Raw genomic sequence first — 15078 nt, forward strand, 5'->3', positions numbered from 1 at the left:
AGAAAGAGGTCATTCTATGGGAATTGAAGAACAACTTGGCGAAATCGTTATCGCCCCACGTGTACTTGAAAAAATCATTGCTATTGCTACTGCAAAAGTAGAGGGTGTTCACTCTTTTTCAAACAAATCAGTATCTGACACCCTTTCAAAACTTTCTCTTGGCCGTGGTGTTTATCTTAAAAACGTGGACGAAGAGCTCACAGCAGATATCTATCTCTACCTTGAGTACGGAGTAAAAGTTCCTAAGGTAGCGGTTGCTATCCAGAAAGCTGTTAAAGATGCCGTCCGCAATATGGCTGATGTAGAACTCGCTGCTATCAATATCCACGTTGCAGGTATCGTTCCAGATAAAACACCAAAACCAGAATTGAAAGATCTATTTGACGAGGACTTCCTCAATGACTAGTCCACTATTAGAATCTAGACGCCAACTCCGTAAATGCGCTTTTCAAGCTCTCATGAGCCTTGAATTCGGTACGGATGTCGAAACTGCTTGTCGTTTCGCCTATACTCATGATCGTGAAGATACGGATGTGCAACTTCCAGCCTTTTTGACAGAGCTAGTTTCTGGTGTTCAGGCTAAAAAGGAAGAACTAGACAAGCAAATCACACAGCATTTAAAAACAGGTTGGACCATCGAGCGTTTAACACTCGTGGAGAGAAACCTCCTTCGCTTGGGAGTCTTTGAAATCACTTCATTTGACACCCCACAGCTGGTTGCTGTCAATGAAGCTATCGATCTTGCAAAGGACTTCTCAGATCAAAAATCTGCCCGTTTTATCAACGGACTACTCAGCCAGTTTGTAACAGAAGAACAGTAAATAGAAAAAGTGTTTGACAATTATCAAACACTTTTTCTTTGCCTCCACTATCTTAAAAAGTGGTAATAGACATAATTATAAACAAAAATCCAGATGGGTTTTGCATAAATGAGAAAATTGAAAAAACTATGGCACAAGATGGTGATTTTTAGGTTCTTTGTCCACCAATATACTAGAGCAAAGAAAAGACCAACAAAACTATAAATAATCAAACTGATAGGATCGCGATGGGATAATACCAAGTGACTGAGGCCAAAGATAAGAGCTGATAAAATAACATCCAGATAATACTTGGACTGGGGAAAGAAGGTATTCATAAAATACCCTCTATCAATTAGTTCCTCTGATATAGGTGCGACGACTACTGTTAAACTAAAACTGAGAACAGTTGATAGAAAAGTTGGTTGCCCATTGGAGTACAGAATCGAAAGAAGGTCTTGAAAGATATACTTGTTATCAATTAGGTGATGAAACTGTATCTGAAAAGCATCCACCAATTGACGATCAAAATAAGTAGCCACTAGAGCAACTACAAGGTAAAAGAATCTTGACTTCTTTGAACCCTTTTTTTCAAAAATATAGAGCATCTCTTTCTTTTTGAGCCAGTAGATAAATAATAGCAAAAGAGCCATTACTTCAACTGTTAAAAAGATAGAATAACCATCTATCCCCCATCCTAAAAACTTAGTTAGATGCATAATTCCTAACTCTGGTAGATAAACCGATAGAAATACCAGTGATGTATAGACTCCCAAATGCCCTAGTTTTTTCATACTTACACCTTTAATTTATCAATAGCCAATACCATAAGCACGTCTAGTCGCATGATTCAGTATTGTACTCCATTCTGTCGCCAAACTATATGCATATGGCGAAGGCCAATGTCTATCATCAACTAACCAAATCATACCACCACCTGAAACTTGCTCTAAGTCCTCAGATGAAAGAACTGTAAATGTTTCTGTACCTGTCCTATCAAGTAGCTCCTTAAAATAAATTTTTGTAAGCTTACATCTACAGTATATATCTTTTTGTCTATTTTATAGTCCGTCTCCTCAACTGTCAATTTTTTATCCTAAACAGTAGCTTTACTCATTGAGAAATAAGAAATTGATAAAAGAGATTTCTCTATCTTCCCATCAAATTAGAAAAAGTGTTTGACAAGTATCAAACACTTTTTCTTTACTTCCTACTATCTAAAAATCAAATAATAGATATAAAATAAGAGCGACGGAGCATAAGGAATCGCATTATAGAAACTATGACAAACAATGGTAAATCGAAGACTACCCGTAACTCGATAAGCAACTGCAAATAGAAGACCAAGAATACTATACATTAGGAGACTGATGGGGTCACGATGGGATAGAACTAAGTGACTAAGCCCAAAGATGAAAGAAGACAAGATCACATCCAAATAAAACTCCGACTTCGGAAAGAAGGTATTCATAAAATAACCCCTATAGATTGTCTCCTCAACAACAGGTACAATTGAAATGTTAAAGATTAAAAATATAAGACTTGATAGAGTCGTTTCTCTTCCGTTTGAGTAAAGTTCCGAAAGAAGGTCTTGGAAAATAAAGCTATGGTCAATCAATCGAATATTCTGCATTCTAAATCCATTTAAAAAAGAATAGATAAGGAAACAAGCTACCAAGAAAGCGAGATAGGACCAGTGCCAACCCTTTTTCTCGAAGATAAAGAGCATCTTCTTCTTTTTCAACCACAAAACGAATAAAAAGAAAATAAGCAACACTTCTCCAACTAGGAAGATTATATAGCTGTCCATTCCTAAACCGAAGATCCTAGCTAGAGTTATGGCTCCTAATGGCGTTAAATAAATGTACAGGAACATTAAAATCATACAGATTCCTAAATGTATTGTCTTTTTCATTCTTTCTCTCCTAATGGTAAACTCTCTATTAGGGCAATATAGAGGATATACCATTGATTATTTTCTTATTTATCAAGAGTATTCATATTTATCCATGCTCTATTATCAAAATAGCTAGAACAAATTGTTCTAGCTTTTAAATTTTCTTAGTATTTTCTAAAGCGTTGGTAACGTTCTTCGATAAGTTGGTCGAGTGGTAGTTCTTGCAACCTATCTAGTTCTGCACGCAATTCATTTTTAACGCAACTTAGCAGTTCTTTACTTGACAGCCCTGCTTCTGAGATTACCTTGTCTACGATTCCCATTTCTAGAAGTTCATGCGAAGTGATTTTCATCAATTCCGCTGCTTCCATAGCACGACTTCCATCCTTCCAAAGGATAGAGGCAAATCCTTCCGGGCTAAGTACGGCGTAGATTGAGTTTTCTAACATCCAGACACGGTTAGCTACGGCTAGAGCTAGGGCCCCACCAGATCCACCTTCACCGATAATAATCGCGATGATTGGAACCTTGAGATCACTCATTTCCATCAGGTTTCGGGCGATTGCTTCACCTTGTCCACGTTCCTCGGCTCCAACACCTGGGTAAGCACCCGCCGTATTGATAAAGGTCACAACTGGACGACCAAACTTTTCTGCCTGTTTCATCAAGCGTAAGGCCTTACGATAACCTTCTGGATGAGGTTGCCCGAAATTCCGTTTGAGGTTGTCATGAAGACTCTTCCCCTTTTGGATACCAACGACAGTTACTGCTTGTTCACCTAACCAGCCAATTCCACCGATAACCGCACCATCATCGCGGAAAGAGCGATCTCCATGCAATTCGATAAACTCGTCAAAGATTCCATTGGAAAAATCAAGTGCGGTCAAACGACTCTGCTCGCGTGCCTCTCTGACTATTTTTGCAATATTCATCCGCGACTTCCTCCATGCAATCTTACTAATTTAGCAATTGTTTCAGGCAATTCTCTCCGTTTGACAATTGCATCAACAAATCCATGTTCAAGCAGAAATTCTGCCTTTTGGAAGTCATCCGGCAAGGTCTCACGAACTGTATTTTCGATAACACGACGTCCAGCAAACCCAACCAAACTCTGTGGCTCCGCTAGGATAATATCACCTTCCATAGCAAAAGAAGCTGTCACCCCACCTGTTGTCGGATCGGTTAAAATAGTTAGGTAAAAAAGTCCTGCCTTGGAATGGCGTTGAACTGCCGCAGAAATTTTAGCCATCTGCATCAAGCTCATGATTCCTTCTTGCATACGGGCTCCACCAGAAGCTGTGAAGAGAACGACTGGCAAGTTTTCTACCGTTGCATACTCAAACAAGCGCGTGATTTTTTCACCCACAACGGTTCCCATAGAAGCCATGATAAAGTTTGAATCCATGATCCCAAGGGCAACTTTTTGTCCCTTGATGCTAGCTGTACCAGTTAGTACTGCTTCATCCAAACCTGTCTTTTCACGCATTGTTGCAAGTTTTTTCTGGTAGCCAGGAAAGTTTAATGGATCTTGAGTTTCAATACCCGTAAACATCTCCACAAAGCTACCAGAATCAATCGTCAAATCCAAGCGTTCCTGAGCTGAAATACGGAAAGTATAGCTACAATGGGGACAAATTCGTTCGCTCCCAAGATCCTTTTGATAAATGGTGTGTTTACAACCAGGACACTGGGAGAAGAGTTCATCCGGAACCTCAGGCTTGGCTTGTGGTTTCTGCCTTACGGAACGGTTAGGATTGATCCGAATATACTTATCCTTTTTACTAAATAGAGCCATAACTCCCCCTTTTAGTTCTCATACTGTTTGAAAGTCTATTCTTTTTCTTGGTATTTTGGCAAGAAAGTTTCCATCAAGAAGGAAGTATCGTAGTCACCAGCGATAACTCGGCGGTCTGAAATCAGATCCAACTGGAAGTCTGCATTGGTTTGCACTCCTTCAATATCAAGTTCATAAAGTGCCCGTTGCATCTTCATAAGAGCATCAAAACGATTCTCCCCATGAACAATGATTTTAGCAATCATACTATCATAGTAAGGGGGAATAGTATAACCTGGATAAACTGCTGAGTCCACGCGCAAGCCAACTCCACCACTTGGTAGATAGAGATTGGTAATTTTCCCTGGGCTTGGAGCAAAGTTAAATGCTGGATTTTCTGCATTGATCCGGCACTCGATAGCATGACCTCGTAGGACGATATCTTCTTGTTTGAAAGGTAAAGGTTGACCGGCAGCAATGCGAATCTGCTCTTTCACGATATCAACACCTGAAACAAACTCTGTGACTGGGTGTTCCACTTGCACACGAGTATTCATTTCCATGAAGTAGAAATTGCCACTCGCTTCATCGAGTAGAAATTCAATCGTTCCTGCATTTTCGTAGCCTACAGACTCTGCAGCACGAACGGCGGCAGCACCAATTTCATGACGAAGGGTTTTGCCAATCGCAATGGATGGGCTTTCTTCTAAGACCTTTTGGTTATTCCGTTGGAGTGAACAGTCCCGTTCACCAAGATGGACAACATGACCCTCTTGATCCGCAAGAATCTGAACTTCGATATGACGAGCTGGATAAATCACACGCTCAAGATACATAGCACCATTTCCAAAATTGGCCTTGGCTTCACTGGATGCTGTTTCAAAGGCTGCGACCAAGTCTTCTGCCTTTTCAACCTTACGAATCCCTTTTCCACCACCACCTGCTGATGCCTTAAGCATGACTGGATAGCCAATTTTTTCTGCAACTGCAAGCGCCTCTTCAGCCGTGTGAACTTCACCATCAGATCCTGGGATAACTGGAACCCCAGCCTTGATCATTTGCTCACGCGCATTGATCTTATCTCCCATGGTATCCATCACAGCACCAGAAGGGCCGATGAACTTAATTCCCACTTCATCACACATCGTGGCAAACTTGGAGTTTTCGCTAAGAAATCCAAAACCTGGATGGATGGCTTCTGCTTCTGTCAAGACTGCAGCAGACAAAATCGCATTGATATTGAGATAAGATTCTGTCGCCTTACCAGGTCCGATACAGATAGCTTCATCCGCTAGGAGTGTGTGAAGAGCTTCCTTATCAGCGGTTGAATAGACTGCTACGGTTGCAATGCCCAATTCACGCGCAGCTCGAATAATGCGAACCGCAATCTCACCACGGTTGGCAATCAAAATTTTACGAAACATGGAGATCCTCCTTAGTTTCCAATTGCAAAGGTAAGAGTACCACTCGCTGCAAGCTTACCATCTACTTCAGCCTTTGCTTCAACCACAGCAATCGTACCACGACGTTTAACAAAAGTAGCCGTCATGACTAATTGGTCACCTGGTACAACTTGCTTCTTGAACTTAACCTTATCCATGCCAGCATAGAAGACCAGCTTTCCTTTGTTTTCAGGCTTAGACAATTCCAAGACACCAGCAGTCTGAGCCAAGGCTTCCATGATAAGAACACCTGGCATGACTGGGTATTGTGGAAAATGACCATTGAAGAAAGGTTCGTTGATGGTCACATTTTTAATGGCAACAATGGTATCCTCGCTCACTTCCAAGACACGATCCACTAGGAGCATGGGGTAGCGATGGGGTAGAGCTTCTTTGATTCCTTGAATATCGATCATTTGATGCGTACCAATCCTTTACCGAACTCAACCATTTCTTCATTTGAAACGAGAATTTCTGTCACCACACCATCCTTAGGTGCAGGAATTTCATTCATGACCTTCATGGCTTCGATGATCACCAAAGTCTGACCTTTTTTAACACTGTCTCCAACTGTGACAAAGGCAGGTTTATCTGGTCCAGCGGCCAAGTAAGCCACCCCTACAAGTGGACTTTCAACGACATCACCCTCTGGAGCAACAGTCGTTTCAGCTGGTGCTGGAGCTTCTTCCACTGCACTCTCTACTGGAGTTGAAGGGGCAGAAACTACTGGACTAGGAGCCACTGCAGCTGGCGCTGGAGCAACTTGAGCTGATGCTTCAGAAGCCATTCTTGCTTCATTCTTACTAAACTGCAATTCGTCCGTTCCATTTTTATAAGAAAATTCTCTCAAACTTGATTGGTCAAATTGAGCCATCAAGTCCTTGATTTCATTTAAATTCATAATTATTTATTCTCCCAACGTTTGAAAGCAAGAACCGCATTGTGTCCACCAAAACCAAAAGTGTTTGAAATAGCATAAGGGATTTCTTGCTCCAAGCCTTGTCCATAAACGACATTCGCTTCGATATAGTCTGATAACTCACTTGTTCCAGCCGTCATTGGTACAAAGTTATGACGCATAGCTTCGATGGTAGCAATTGCTTCTACCGCCCCTGCAGCACCAAGCAAGTGTCCTGTAAAGGACTTAGTTGAAGATACAGGTACTTCTTTACCAAGAACAGCTACGATCGCACCACTTTCTCCTTTTTCATTAGCAGGAGTTGAAGTTCCGTGGGCATTGACGTAAGCCACTTGCTCTGGAGAAATTTCTGCTTCTTCCAAAGCCAACTTCATAGCCTTAATAGCACCTTGACCCTCTGGATGAGGTGAAGTCATGTGGTAAGCATCACAGGTATTACCGTAGCCAACTACTTCAGCCAAGATAGTTGCGCCACGTTTTTCAGCATGTTCAAGACTTTCAAGAACCAACATACCTGAACCTTCTCCCATCACAAAACCATTACGGTCTTTGTCAAATGGGATAGAAGCACGAGTTGGATCCTCTGTAGTTGATAGGGCAGTCAATGCTTGGAAACCAGCGATGGCAAAAGGAGTGATAGATGATTCTGATCCACCAACTAACATGACATCTTGGAAACCAAACTTGATAGAACGGAAGGCATCTCCGATGGCATCATTTGATGAGGCGCAGGCTGTATTGATTGATTTACAGATACCGTTTGCTCCGAAACGCATGGCAACATTTCCTGAAGCCATATTTGGCAAGGCTTTTGGAAGTGTCATTGGTTTAACGCGTTTTGGACCTTTTTCATGAAGACGGATAACCTGATCTTCGATTTCTTTAATTCCCCCAATACCAGAAGCCACGATGACACCAAAGCGATCTTTATCAATTGCTTCTACATCAAGATTTGCATTTGTCACCGCTTCTTGAGCCGCATACAAGGCATACAAAGAATAGTTGTCAAAACGGTTGGTATCTTTTTTGACAAAGTATTTATCAAATGGGAAATCTTGAACTTCTGCCGCATTGTGCACAGCAAATTCGCTGTGGTCAAACTTAGTGATTTCTCCAATTCCAATCTTCCCAGTTTGCAAACTGTTCCAAAATTCTTCTGGAGTATTTCCGATAGGAGAGGTCAATCCGTAACCTGTTACTACAACTCGATTTAGTTTCATCTGTCTTACCTATATCTTTCCTTATTTTTTACATGCTAAGTCCGCCATCAACTGCGAGAACTTGTCCAGTCAAATAATCCTGTCCAGCCAGGAACACTGTAGCATCTGCGATATGTTCTGCTTGACCGAACTGTTTCATTGGGATTTGGGCCAATGTCGCTTCCTTAACCTTATCAGACAAAACAGCAGTCATATCTGACTCGATCATCCCTGGTGCAAGAGCATTTACGCGTACGTTGCGATTGGCAACTTCACGTGCAACTGACTTGGTAAAACCAATCAAACCTGCTTTAGAAGCTGCATAGTTGGCTTGTCCGATATTTCCCATCAAACCGACCACACTAGACATGTTAATAATCGCACCTTCACGTGCCTTGATCATCTGTTTCAATACTGCTTGCGTCATGTTGAAGGCACCTGTCAAGTTGATCTTAATCACTTTTTCAAAGTCTTCTTCGGTCATCTTGAGCATAAGCGTATCTTGAGTGATCCCAGCATTGTTGACCAAGACATCGACAGAACCGAGTTCTGCAATCGCTTGATCTATCATACGCTTGGCATCTGCAAAGTCTGAAACATCACCTGAGATCGGTACTACTTTGACGCCGTAGTTTGAAAACTCAGCCAGCAATTCTTCTGAGATTGCTCCTCGACTATTCAAGACTACATTAGCGCCTAGGTGGGCAAATTTGTGAGCAATGGCAAGTCCGATGCCACGACTTGAACCTGTTACAAAGACATTTTTGTTTGTAAGTTGCATTCTATTTCTCCTGTTTCCTGTTGTATTTTGTGGGAGAAGGGATCATTAGTTTCCTAACAAAGCATCCAAGCTTGCTTGGTCTTCAACGTTAGCTAGCTGAGCTGTTTTATCGATTTTTTTGACAAAGCCTGACAGGACCTTTCCAGGACCAATTTCAATAAAGTTGGTTACCCCAGCATCCTGCATCACAGCAATACTTTCATAAAAACGAACAGGTTCTTTGACCTGACGCGTCAAAAGCTCTTGGATTCGACCTTTTTCCATAACAGCAGCTTCCGTATTGCCGACTAGTGGGCAAGTAAAGTCAGAGAAACTCACTCCTTCAAGAGCTCCAGCTAGTTGCTGACTGGCTGGCTCAAGAAGAGCTGTATGGAAAGGACCAGATACATTTAAAGGAATCAATCGTTTGGCTCCTGCTTCCTGCAAGAGTTGGACCGCACGGTCAACTGCAGCCACTTCACCACCAATGACGATTTGGCTTGGAGTATTGTAGTTAGCTGGAGTGACTATACCGACTTCAGAAGCAGTTTTGCAAGCTTCCTCTATCACATCTACTGGAGTATTGAGGACGGCTACCATCTTGCCTGAACCAGCAGGCGCCGCCTCTTCCATATAAGCCCCGCGCTTAGCAACCAAGGCAACTGCCTCTTCAAAGTCCAAGGCACCGCTTGCTACAAGAGCAGAATATTCACCAAGAGACAATCCTGCTACCATATCCGGCTGATAACCCTTTTCTTTCAATAGTCGGTAAATAGAAACCGAGGTCGCCAAAATAGCTGGCTGTGTATAACGAGTCTGGTTTAACTTTGTTTCTTCCTTATCAATCAAGTCACGAAGGTCATAACCCAGTACTTGACTAGCTTGATCAATGGTTTCCTTGACAATAGGATAGTGTTCATAGAGGTCTCGTCCCATCCCAAGATATTGAGCACCTTGACCGGCAAATAGAAAGGCTGTTTTAGTCATTTCTTACAACTCCTGCCCAACGAGAGGCTTCTTCTTGAATTTTTTTGGCAGCGCCATAGTATAGATCTTTTAGGATTTCTTCGACAGTTTCCTCTTTAGAAACCAAACCAGCGATCTGACCTGCCATGACGGATCCACCTTCTACATCTCCATGAACAACGGCTTTAGCAAGAGCACCAGCTCCCATTTGCTCAAAGATTTCTAAATCTGGATCTTCTTGTTTAAAGGCATCCTTTTCAGCCTGTTCAAAGTCACGTGTCAACTGATTTTTAATGGCGCGAACAGCATGTCCAAAATGTTGAGCTGAAATAGTCGTATCGATATCACGCGCTTTTAAGATTTTTTCCTTGTATTTTGGATGGGCGTTAGATTCCTTGGCTACTACGAAACGCGTACCAACTTGAACAGCCTCTGCACCAAGCATAAAGCCTGCAGCGACACCTTCACCGTCCGCAATTCCTCCAGCTGCGATAACCGGAATTGAAACAGCTGCAGCAACTTGGCGAACCAAGGTCATCGTTGTTAATTTACCAATATGTCCACCGGCTTCCATTCCCTCTGCAATAACCGCATCTGCACCAATTTTTTCCATGCGTTTTGCCAAAGCAACACTTGGAACAACAGGAATAACTGTAATTCCTGCATCATGGAAACGAGTCATGTATTTACTTGGATTTCCTGCACCAGTTGTAACCACCTTGACCCCTTCTTCAATCACGAGATCAACGATGTCTTCTACAAAAGGTGACAAGAGCATGATGTTGACACCAAAAGGTTTGTCCGTAAGTGATTTGATTTTATCGATATTAGCCTTTACGACCTCTTTAGGTGCATTCCCACCACCGATAATTCCTAGACCACCAGCTTTTGATACTGCACCAGCCAAGTCACCGTCTGCAACCCAGGCCATTCCTCCTTGAAAAATAGGATAATCAATGTTCAATAATTCTGTAATACGTGTTTTCATAGTGCCTCCATCATTCTTTGCTTACGTAATAGTTCGATGAGTTTATCGTTTGAGTTTCAAACTATTACCTAAACAAGAGGGAGTGGGTTTCCCCTACTCCTTCTAGTAATATGTTAATTATTTTGTTTGCTCTTCAACGTAGGCAACCAAGTCACCAACTGTTTTCAAGTTATCTTCTGCTTCGATTTGGATATCGAAAGCATCTTCGATTTCAGAGATTACTTGGAACAAGTCCAATGAATCTGCATCCAAATCATCAAAAGTAGATTCAAGTGTTACTTCTGATGCGTCTTTCCCAAGTTCTTCAACGATAATTTCTTGTACTTTTTCAAATACTGCCATGATAGGACTCCTTTAAAATATAAAAAATTTATAACTATGTGTTTACCACATGATTACCTAGATTGTAAGAATGAGTGTGCCCCATGTCAAACCTCCACCGAAGCCTGATAGGAGAATCGTCTGGCTACCATCTAAACGAATCATGCCATTTTCCACACACTCTGAGAGCAAAATCGGGATACTTGCTGCACTGGTATTTCCATACTCCATCATATTGGCAGGAAGCTTGTCTCGGTCTACGCCGATCTTCTTAGCCATCTTATCCAAAATGCGGATATTTGCCTGATGAAGCAATAGATAATCCAATTCCGATGCTGCGATTGGACCATTTTCAATGGTTTCTTTGATCGATCTAGCAACATCACGATTTGCAAAATCAAAAACTGCTCGTCCATCCATCTTCAAAAAAGCAGGAACTGCTTCTTGATCCGAGAAAGGAGAAGCCAAAGCCGTTTGACCATAGGTCAAACACTCGCTCCGAGAGCCATCTGTATAGAGACTTTCCACAAGGAAGTGCCGTGTTTCGCTCGCTTCCAAGAGAACCCCACCAGCTCCATCTCCAAAGAGAACAGCTGTCGAACGATCTGACCAATCAACTGCCTTGGATAAGGTTTCAGCCCCGATAACAATCCCTTTTTTGAACTGTCCAGAACTTAAAAACTTTTCTGCAGTTGAGAGAGCGAATACAAAGCCACTGCAAGCTGCTGTCAGATCAAAGGCGAAAGCTCTGTGCGCTCCGATATTTGCCTGAACTCGAGCTGCTGTGGAAGGCATCATCGAGTCTGGGGTAATCGTCGCTACAATGATAAAATCAATCTGATCCGCTGTTAAGCTCCCTTTAGCCAGCAAGCTCTTAGCAACTTCTGTCGCCAAGTCACTTGTAGACTCTGTTTTTGAAATATGTCTCTGTTTAATTCCTGTCCGACTTGAAATCCACTCATCGCTTGTGTCCATGATTTGGGCTAAGTCATGATTAGTGACCACTTGCTCTGGAACATAATGAGCAACCTGGCTTATCTTTGCAAAAGCCATTATTTCAAATCCTCCAAAAATTGATAAAGTTTCGTTAAGCCTCTGCCCATGACTTCTTTTTCCTCAGGGCTCATGCCATCGATGATTTTTTCGACCATAGCCTTGTGGAATCGTTTATGAAGGCGGTGAACCAAACGACCTTTCTTTGTCAAATGCAGATAGACCACTCGACGGTCTTGGTCAGAACGAATACGCTCAATATAACCTTTTCTCTCCAGGTTATTCAAACTCGTCGTCACTGTTCCAAGAGTTACCATCAGTTCTTTGGAAACCTTACTTGGCGTTGCCTCCGGGAACTTCCCAATCACATCGATCGTGTGCATTTCTTTGATGGAGATGTCTTTGAATCGACTACCTCGTAAGCTAACCTCCTCAATCACAAGGACGTTATTAAAAATAGATGTTAGATAATCATTTACTTGTTGGTAGTCCAAATCGTTTCCCTCCCCCTCAAAAAGCTTTTACAATCAAAACATTTGATAAAAGAAGTATAACAAACTTCAAAAAATTGTGCAAGTATTTTTTTACATTCCTGTAAATTTTGGTCTTCTTCTTTCAGAATGCGCTCGAACCCCTTCTTTGAAATCTTCAGTTAGAGATAACGATTCTTGTAGTTTCAATTCTAATTCAGCATAATTCTGCCAATCCTTGAATTGACTTTCCCAAACTAACTTTTTAATCGCTGCGTATGAGTTTGCTGAACCTCTTCTTAATTTTTTCAGAACTTGTTCTCTTGTTTTTTCTAATTTGTCAACTTCACAAACACGGTATACCACGCCCCATTCTAGCGCTTTTTCAGCAGTTAAGGCTTCACCTGTCATGGCAAGTTGTGCAGCCCGTGTTACCCCGATGCTACGACTCAAGAGATGAATCCCACCAGCGTCTGGCGCCAATCCAACTCCGACAAAGGCTTGAATGAATTTTGCCTTGTCAGTCGCTAAACAGAAATCAACTGCTACTGCCATATTTGCTGCAGCACCAGCAACCGCTCCATCTACCTCCATCAAAACAGGTTTAGGAATTTGCTTGATTTTAAAAGAAATTGTATTGACTAATTCTGCAATCTTATTCAAAGAAGGGATATCATCTTCGTCTACTGCGCGTTTCATCTCAACCAAGTCTCCTCCAACTGAAAAGACCTTCCCATTCGCATTAATCAAGATGAACTGCACAGCTTGATCCTGCTCCGCTAGAGTCAAAGCTTCTAAAATTTCCTCACACATTGGGATATGGAAACCATTTGCCACTTCGGGACGATTCAAAGTAATGATAGCCAGATCATCTACGATCTGATATAAGATATGATTCATAGCTTCTCCTTTTCTTTTATAAGGCAATAAAATTGTTTTATCATCAAAGTATACCTTTTTTTGGATAAAGAGGCAAGGAAAAACTAAAGGAAAGTGTCTCAGCTGATTATTTACCCATCATTTATGAGTGTGAGTAAAATTTGACACCCTTACTTTTAAACTGTTATCCCTTTTCAAAATAAGTTAGTGTTTTCTTCTATTATAATAGGAAGTTATTTTCTTCATTGAAAAATACCCCTCTTTCTGCTATAATCGTATAAAATACTTACTTGAGGAGTCCTTATGAAGGTTGTAAAATTTGGCGGAAGCTCGCTTGCCTCTGCTGGTCAGTTAGAAAAAGTTTTAAACATCGTTAAAAGTGATAAAGAACGCCGTTTTGTAGTCGTTTCTGCACCCGGCAAACGCAATGCTGAAGATACCAAGGTAACTGATGCTTTGATTAAATACTATCGCGACTATGTGGCTGGAAATGACATCAGTGCTAGCCAAAGCTGGATCATTGACCGTTATGCCGCTATGGTTAGTGAACTAGGGTTAAAACCTGCTGTTTTAGAAAAAATCTCTAAAAGTATTCGGGCCTTGGCAACTCTTCCTATAGAGGACAATGAATTTCTCTATGATACCTTCCTAGCGGCTGGAGAAAATAACAATGCCAAATTGATTGCAGCCTACTTTAACCAAAACGGTATCGATGCACGCTATGTTCACCCAAGAAAAGCTGGGATCGTTGTCACAAGTGAACCAGGAAACGCACGCATCATCCCATCTAGTTATGACAAGATTGAAGGCTTGGCTGATAGCAACGAAGTCCTTGTCATCCCTGGTTTCTTTGGTGTGACTAAGGAAAATCAAATCTGTACTTTTTCACGTGGTGGTTCAGATATCACAGGTTCTATCATTGCAGCAGGTGTTAAGGCTGATCTCTATGAGAACTTTACAGACGTAGATGGTATCTTTGCTGCCCACCCTGGTATTATCCACCAACCACACTCCATTCCTGAATTAACCTACCGTGAAATGCGTGAGTTGGCTTACGCTGGATTTTCAGTTCTTCATGACGAAGCTCTTCTACCCGCTTACCGCGGAAAAATTCCTCTTGTCATCAAGAATACCAACAACCCTGACCACCCAGGAACACGCATTGTTTTAGAACACAGTAGTGATAAATTCCCAATAGTAGGGATTGCAGGTGACTCAGGATTCGTCAGCATCAACATGTCAAAATACCTCATGAACCGCGAAGTCGGGTTTGGTCGCAAGGTTCTGCAAATCCTTGAGGACCTCAACATCGGTTGGGAACACATGCCTACAGGTATTGACGATCTTTCAATCATCCTCCGCTCCCGTGAATTAACTCCTATCAAAGAAGAAGAAATCCTACGTCAACTCGTTCAAAAGGCTGAAGTGGACCATGCTGAAATCGAACATGACCTTTCCATCATTATGATTGTTGGAGAAAAGATGAAGAGCCATATCGGGGTAACTGCTACTGCAACACGTGCTTTGTCTGAGAATAAAATCAACATCCAGATGATGTCCCAAGGTTCAAGTGAAGTTTCCATCATGTTTGTTGTCAATAAAGAGCAAGAAAAAGCAGCTATCAAGGCTCTCTATCATGCCTTTTTCGGTGAAAGTAAGGAAGACTAATC

At 41.8% G+C, this 15078-nt stretch carries 18 protein-coding genes; 3 read left to right on the forward strand and 15 right to left on the reverse strand.

The genetic code is table 11. From position 1 onward, the window contains the following. The first annotated feature begins 16 nt into the window (after nucleotides 1–16). Nucleotides 17–406 (forward strand): Asp23/Gls24 family envelope stress response protein, encoded by a 390-nt coding sequence (locus GMD5S_RS0200050; RefSeq protein ID WP_000510584.1) that lies wholly within the window; start codon nucleotides 17–19, stop codon nucleotides 404–406. Continuing rightward, the gene (gene nusB / locus GMD5S_RS0200055; protein WP_000203660.1) at nucleotides 399–821 is read left to right on the forward strand and encodes a transcription antitermination factor NusB; all 423 of its coding nucleotides are present in this window, start codon (nucleotides 399–401) and stop codon (nucleotides 819–821) included. Before GMD5S_RS0200050 ends, nusB begins: the two co-directional genes overlap by 8 nt. 47 nt (nucleotides 822–868) lie before the next feature. Here nusB and GMD5S_RS0200060 read toward each other — a convergent pair whose 3' ends face one another. From GMD5S_RS0200060 to GMD5S_RS0200130, 15 genes are all read right to left on the reverse strand, one after another. Further along, nucleotides 869–1594 (reverse strand): CPBP family intramembrane glutamic endopeptidase, encoded by a 726-nt coding sequence (locus tag GMD5S_RS0200060; RefSeq protein WP_000732997.1) that lies wholly within the window; start codon nucleotides 1592–1594, stop codon nucleotides 869–871. A gap of 419 nt (nucleotides 1595–2013) precedes the next feature. Next, complete coding sequence (locus tag GMD5S_RS0200065) at nucleotides 2014–2715, reverse strand: CPBP family intramembrane glutamic endopeptidase (RefSeq protein ID WP_000750953.1); 702 nt, start codon at nucleotides 2713–2715, stop codon at nucleotides 2014–2016. Between the two features lie 146 nt (nucleotides 2716–2861). After that, nucleotides 2862–3629: an acetyl-CoA carboxylase carboxyl transferase subunit alpha gene (locus GMD5S_RS0200070; protein ID WP_001017384.1), complete on the reverse strand. Its 768-nt coding sequence runs from the start codon at nucleotides 3627–3629 to the stop codon at nucleotides 2862–2864. Next, nucleotides 3626–4492, reverse strand: coding sequence for an acetyl-CoA carboxylase, carboxyltransferase subunit beta (gene accD / locus GMD5S_RS0200075; protein WP_001173379.1), 867 nt, complete (start codon nucleotides 4490–4492; stop codon nucleotides 3626–3628). Before accD ends, GMD5S_RS0200070 begins: the two co-directional genes overlap by 4 nt. Before the next feature lie 35 nt (nucleotides 4493–4527). Further along, complete coding sequence (accC, locus tag GMD5S_RS0200080) at nucleotides 4528–5895, reverse strand: acetyl-CoA carboxylase biotin carboxylase subunit (protein ID WP_000488663.1); 1368 nt, start codon at nucleotides 5893–5895, stop codon at nucleotides 4528–4530. An 11-nt stretch (nucleotides 5896–5906) separates the two neighbouring features. Next, complete coding sequence (fabZ, locus tag GMD5S_RS0200085) at nucleotides 5907–6329, reverse strand: 3-hydroxyacyl-ACP dehydratase FabZ (RefSeq protein ID WP_000565515.1); 423 nt, start codon at nucleotides 6327–6329, stop codon at nucleotides 5907–5909. Then, nucleotides 6326–6814 carry an acetyl-CoA carboxylase biotin carboxyl carrier protein gene (gene accB / locus GMD5S_RS0200090; RefSeq protein ID WP_001052304.1) on the reverse strand — a complete coding sequence of 163 codons (489 nt, stop codon included), beginning with the start codon at nucleotides 6812–6814 and terminating at the stop codon, nucleotides 6326–6328. Before accB ends, fabZ begins: the two co-directional genes overlap by 4 nt. Before the next feature lie 2 nt (nucleotides 6815–6816). Continuing rightward, complete coding sequence (fabF, locus tag GMD5S_RS0200095) at nucleotides 6817–8052, reverse strand: beta-ketoacyl-ACP synthase II (protein WP_000774051.1); 1236 nt, start codon at nucleotides 8050–8052, stop codon at nucleotides 6817–6819. Nucleotides 8053–8080: 28 nt separating this feature from the next. Then, nucleotides 8081–8812: a 3-oxoacyl-[acyl-carrier-protein] reductase gene (fabG, locus tag GMD5S_RS0200100; RefSeq protein ID WP_001177607.1), complete on the reverse strand. Its 732-nt coding sequence runs from the start codon at nucleotides 8810–8812 to the stop codon at nucleotides 8081–8083. Nucleotides 8813–8857: 45 nt separating this feature from the next. Continuing rightward, on the reverse strand, nucleotides 8858–9778 hold the full coding sequence (fabD, locus tag GMD5S_RS0200105) for an ACP S-malonyltransferase (protein ID WP_000167654.1): 921 nt from the start codon (nucleotides 9776–9778) through the stop codon (nucleotides 8858–8860). Next, nucleotides 9771–10745 (reverse strand): enoyl-[acyl-carrier-protein] reductase FabK, encoded by a 975-nt coding sequence (gene fabK, locus GMD5S_RS0200110; RefSeq protein ID WP_000857451.1) that lies wholly within the window; start codon nucleotides 10743–10745, stop codon nucleotides 9771–9773. Before fabK ends, fabD begins: the two co-directional genes overlap by 8 nt. Before the next feature lie 117 nt (nucleotides 10746–10862). Further along, nucleotides 10863–11087, reverse strand: coding sequence for an acyl carrier protein (locus GMD5S_RS0200115; RefSeq protein WP_000257840.1), 225 nt, complete (start codon nucleotides 11085–11087; stop codon nucleotides 10863–10865). 57 nt (nucleotides 11088–11144) lie between these two features. Further along, on the reverse strand, nucleotides 11145–12119 hold the full coding sequence (locus GMD5S_RS0200120; RefSeq protein ID WP_000852970.1) for a beta-ketoacyl-ACP synthase III: 975 nt from the start codon (nucleotides 12117–12119) through the stop codon (nucleotides 11145–11147). Beyond that, entirely contained in the window at nucleotides 12119–12553 is a 435-nt protein-coding gene (gene fabT / locus GMD5S_RS0200125) for a fatty acid biosynthesis transcriptional regulator FabT (protein ID WP_000386334.1), read from the reverse strand. Before fabT ends, GMD5S_RS0200120 begins: the two co-directional genes overlap by 1 nt. A gap of 90 nt (nucleotides 12554–12643) precedes the next feature. Continuing rightward, nucleotides 12644–13429: an enoyl-CoA hydratase gene (locus GMD5S_RS0200130; protein ID WP_001015588.1), complete on the reverse strand. Its 786-nt coding sequence runs from the start codon at nucleotides 13427–13429 to the stop codon at nucleotides 12644–12646. 282 nt (nucleotides 13430–13711) lie between these two features. On the opposite strand from GMD5S_RS0200130, the gene GMD5S_RS0200135 reads away from it, so the two are divergent. Then, on the forward strand, nucleotides 13712–15076 hold the full coding sequence (locus tag GMD5S_RS0200135; protein ID WP_000869639.1) for an aspartate kinase: 1365 nt from the start codon (nucleotides 13712–13714) through the stop codon (nucleotides 15074–15076). The last annotated feature ends 2 nt before the right edge of the window (nucleotides 15077–15078 follow it).

The sequence above is a fragment of the Streptococcus sp. GMD5S genome (genome assembly GCF_000298715.2).
Taxonomy (GTDB): Bacteria; Bacillota; Bacilli; order Lactobacillales; family Streptococcaceae; genus Streptococcus.

Coding starts and splice junctions, on each gene's coding strand:
- fabG (WP_001177607.1), bottom strand. CDS start 8,812: ATGCAACTTACAAACAAAAATGTCTTTGTAACAGGTTCAAGTCGTGGC.
- accC (WP_000488663.1), bottom strand. CDS start 5,895: ATGTTTCGTAAAATTTTGATTGCCAACCGTGGTGAGATTGCGGTTCGC.
- accD (WP_001173379.1), bottom strand. CDS start 4,492: ATGGCTCTATTTAGTAAAAAGGATAAGTATATTCGGATCAATCCTAAC.
- GMD5S_RS0200130 (WP_001015588.1), bottom strand. CDS start 13,429: ATGAATCATATCTTATATCAGATCGTAGATGATCTGGCTATCATTACT.
- GMD5S_RS0200115 (WP_000257840.1), bottom strand. CDS start 11,087: ATGGCAGTATTTGAAAAAGTACAAGAAATTATCGTTGAAGAACTTGGG.
- GMD5S_RS0200135 (WP_000869639.1), top strand. CDS start 13,712: ATGAAGGTTGTAAAATTTGGCGGAAGCTCGCTTGCCTCTGCTGGTCAG.
- nusB (WP_000203660.1), top strand. CDS start 399: ATGACTAGTCCACTATTAGAATCTAGACGCCAACTCCGTAAATGCGCT.
- fabD (WP_000167654.1), bottom strand. CDS start 9,778: ATGACTAAAACAGCCTTTCTATTTGCCGGTCAAGGTGCTCAATATCTT.
- accB (WP_001052304.1), bottom strand. CDS start 6,814: ATGAATTTAAATGAAATCAAGGACTTGATGGCTCAATTTGACCAATCA.
- GMD5S_RS0200070 (WP_001017384.1), bottom strand. CDS start 3,629: ATGAATATTGCAAAAATAGTCAGAGAGGCACGCGAGCAGAGTCGTTTG.
- fabZ (WP_000565515.1), bottom strand. CDS start 6,329: ATGATCGATATTCAAGGAATCAAAGAAGCTCTACCCCATCGCTACCCC.
- fabK (WP_000857451.1), bottom strand. CDS start 10,745: ATGAAAACACGTATTACAGAATTATTGAACATTGATTATCCTATTTTT.
- GMD5S_RS0200060 (WP_000732997.1), bottom strand. CDS start 1,594: ATGAAAAAACTAGGGCATTTGGGAGTCTATACATCACTGGTATTTCTA.
- GMD5S_RS0200050 (WP_000510584.1), top strand. CDS start 17: ATGGGAATTGAAGAACAACTTGGCGAAATCGTTATCGCCCCACGTGTA.
- GMD5S_RS0200120 (WP_000852970.1), bottom strand. CDS start 12,119: ATGGCTTTTGCAAAGATAAGCCAGGTTGCTCATTATGTTCCAGAGCAA.
- GMD5S_RS0200065 (WP_000750953.1), bottom strand. CDS start 2,715: ATGAAAAAGACAATACATTTAGGAATCTGTATGATTTTAATGTTCCTG.
- fabF (WP_000774051.1), bottom strand. CDS start 8,052: ATGAAACTAAATCGAGTTGTAGTAACAGGTTACGGATTGACCTCTCCT.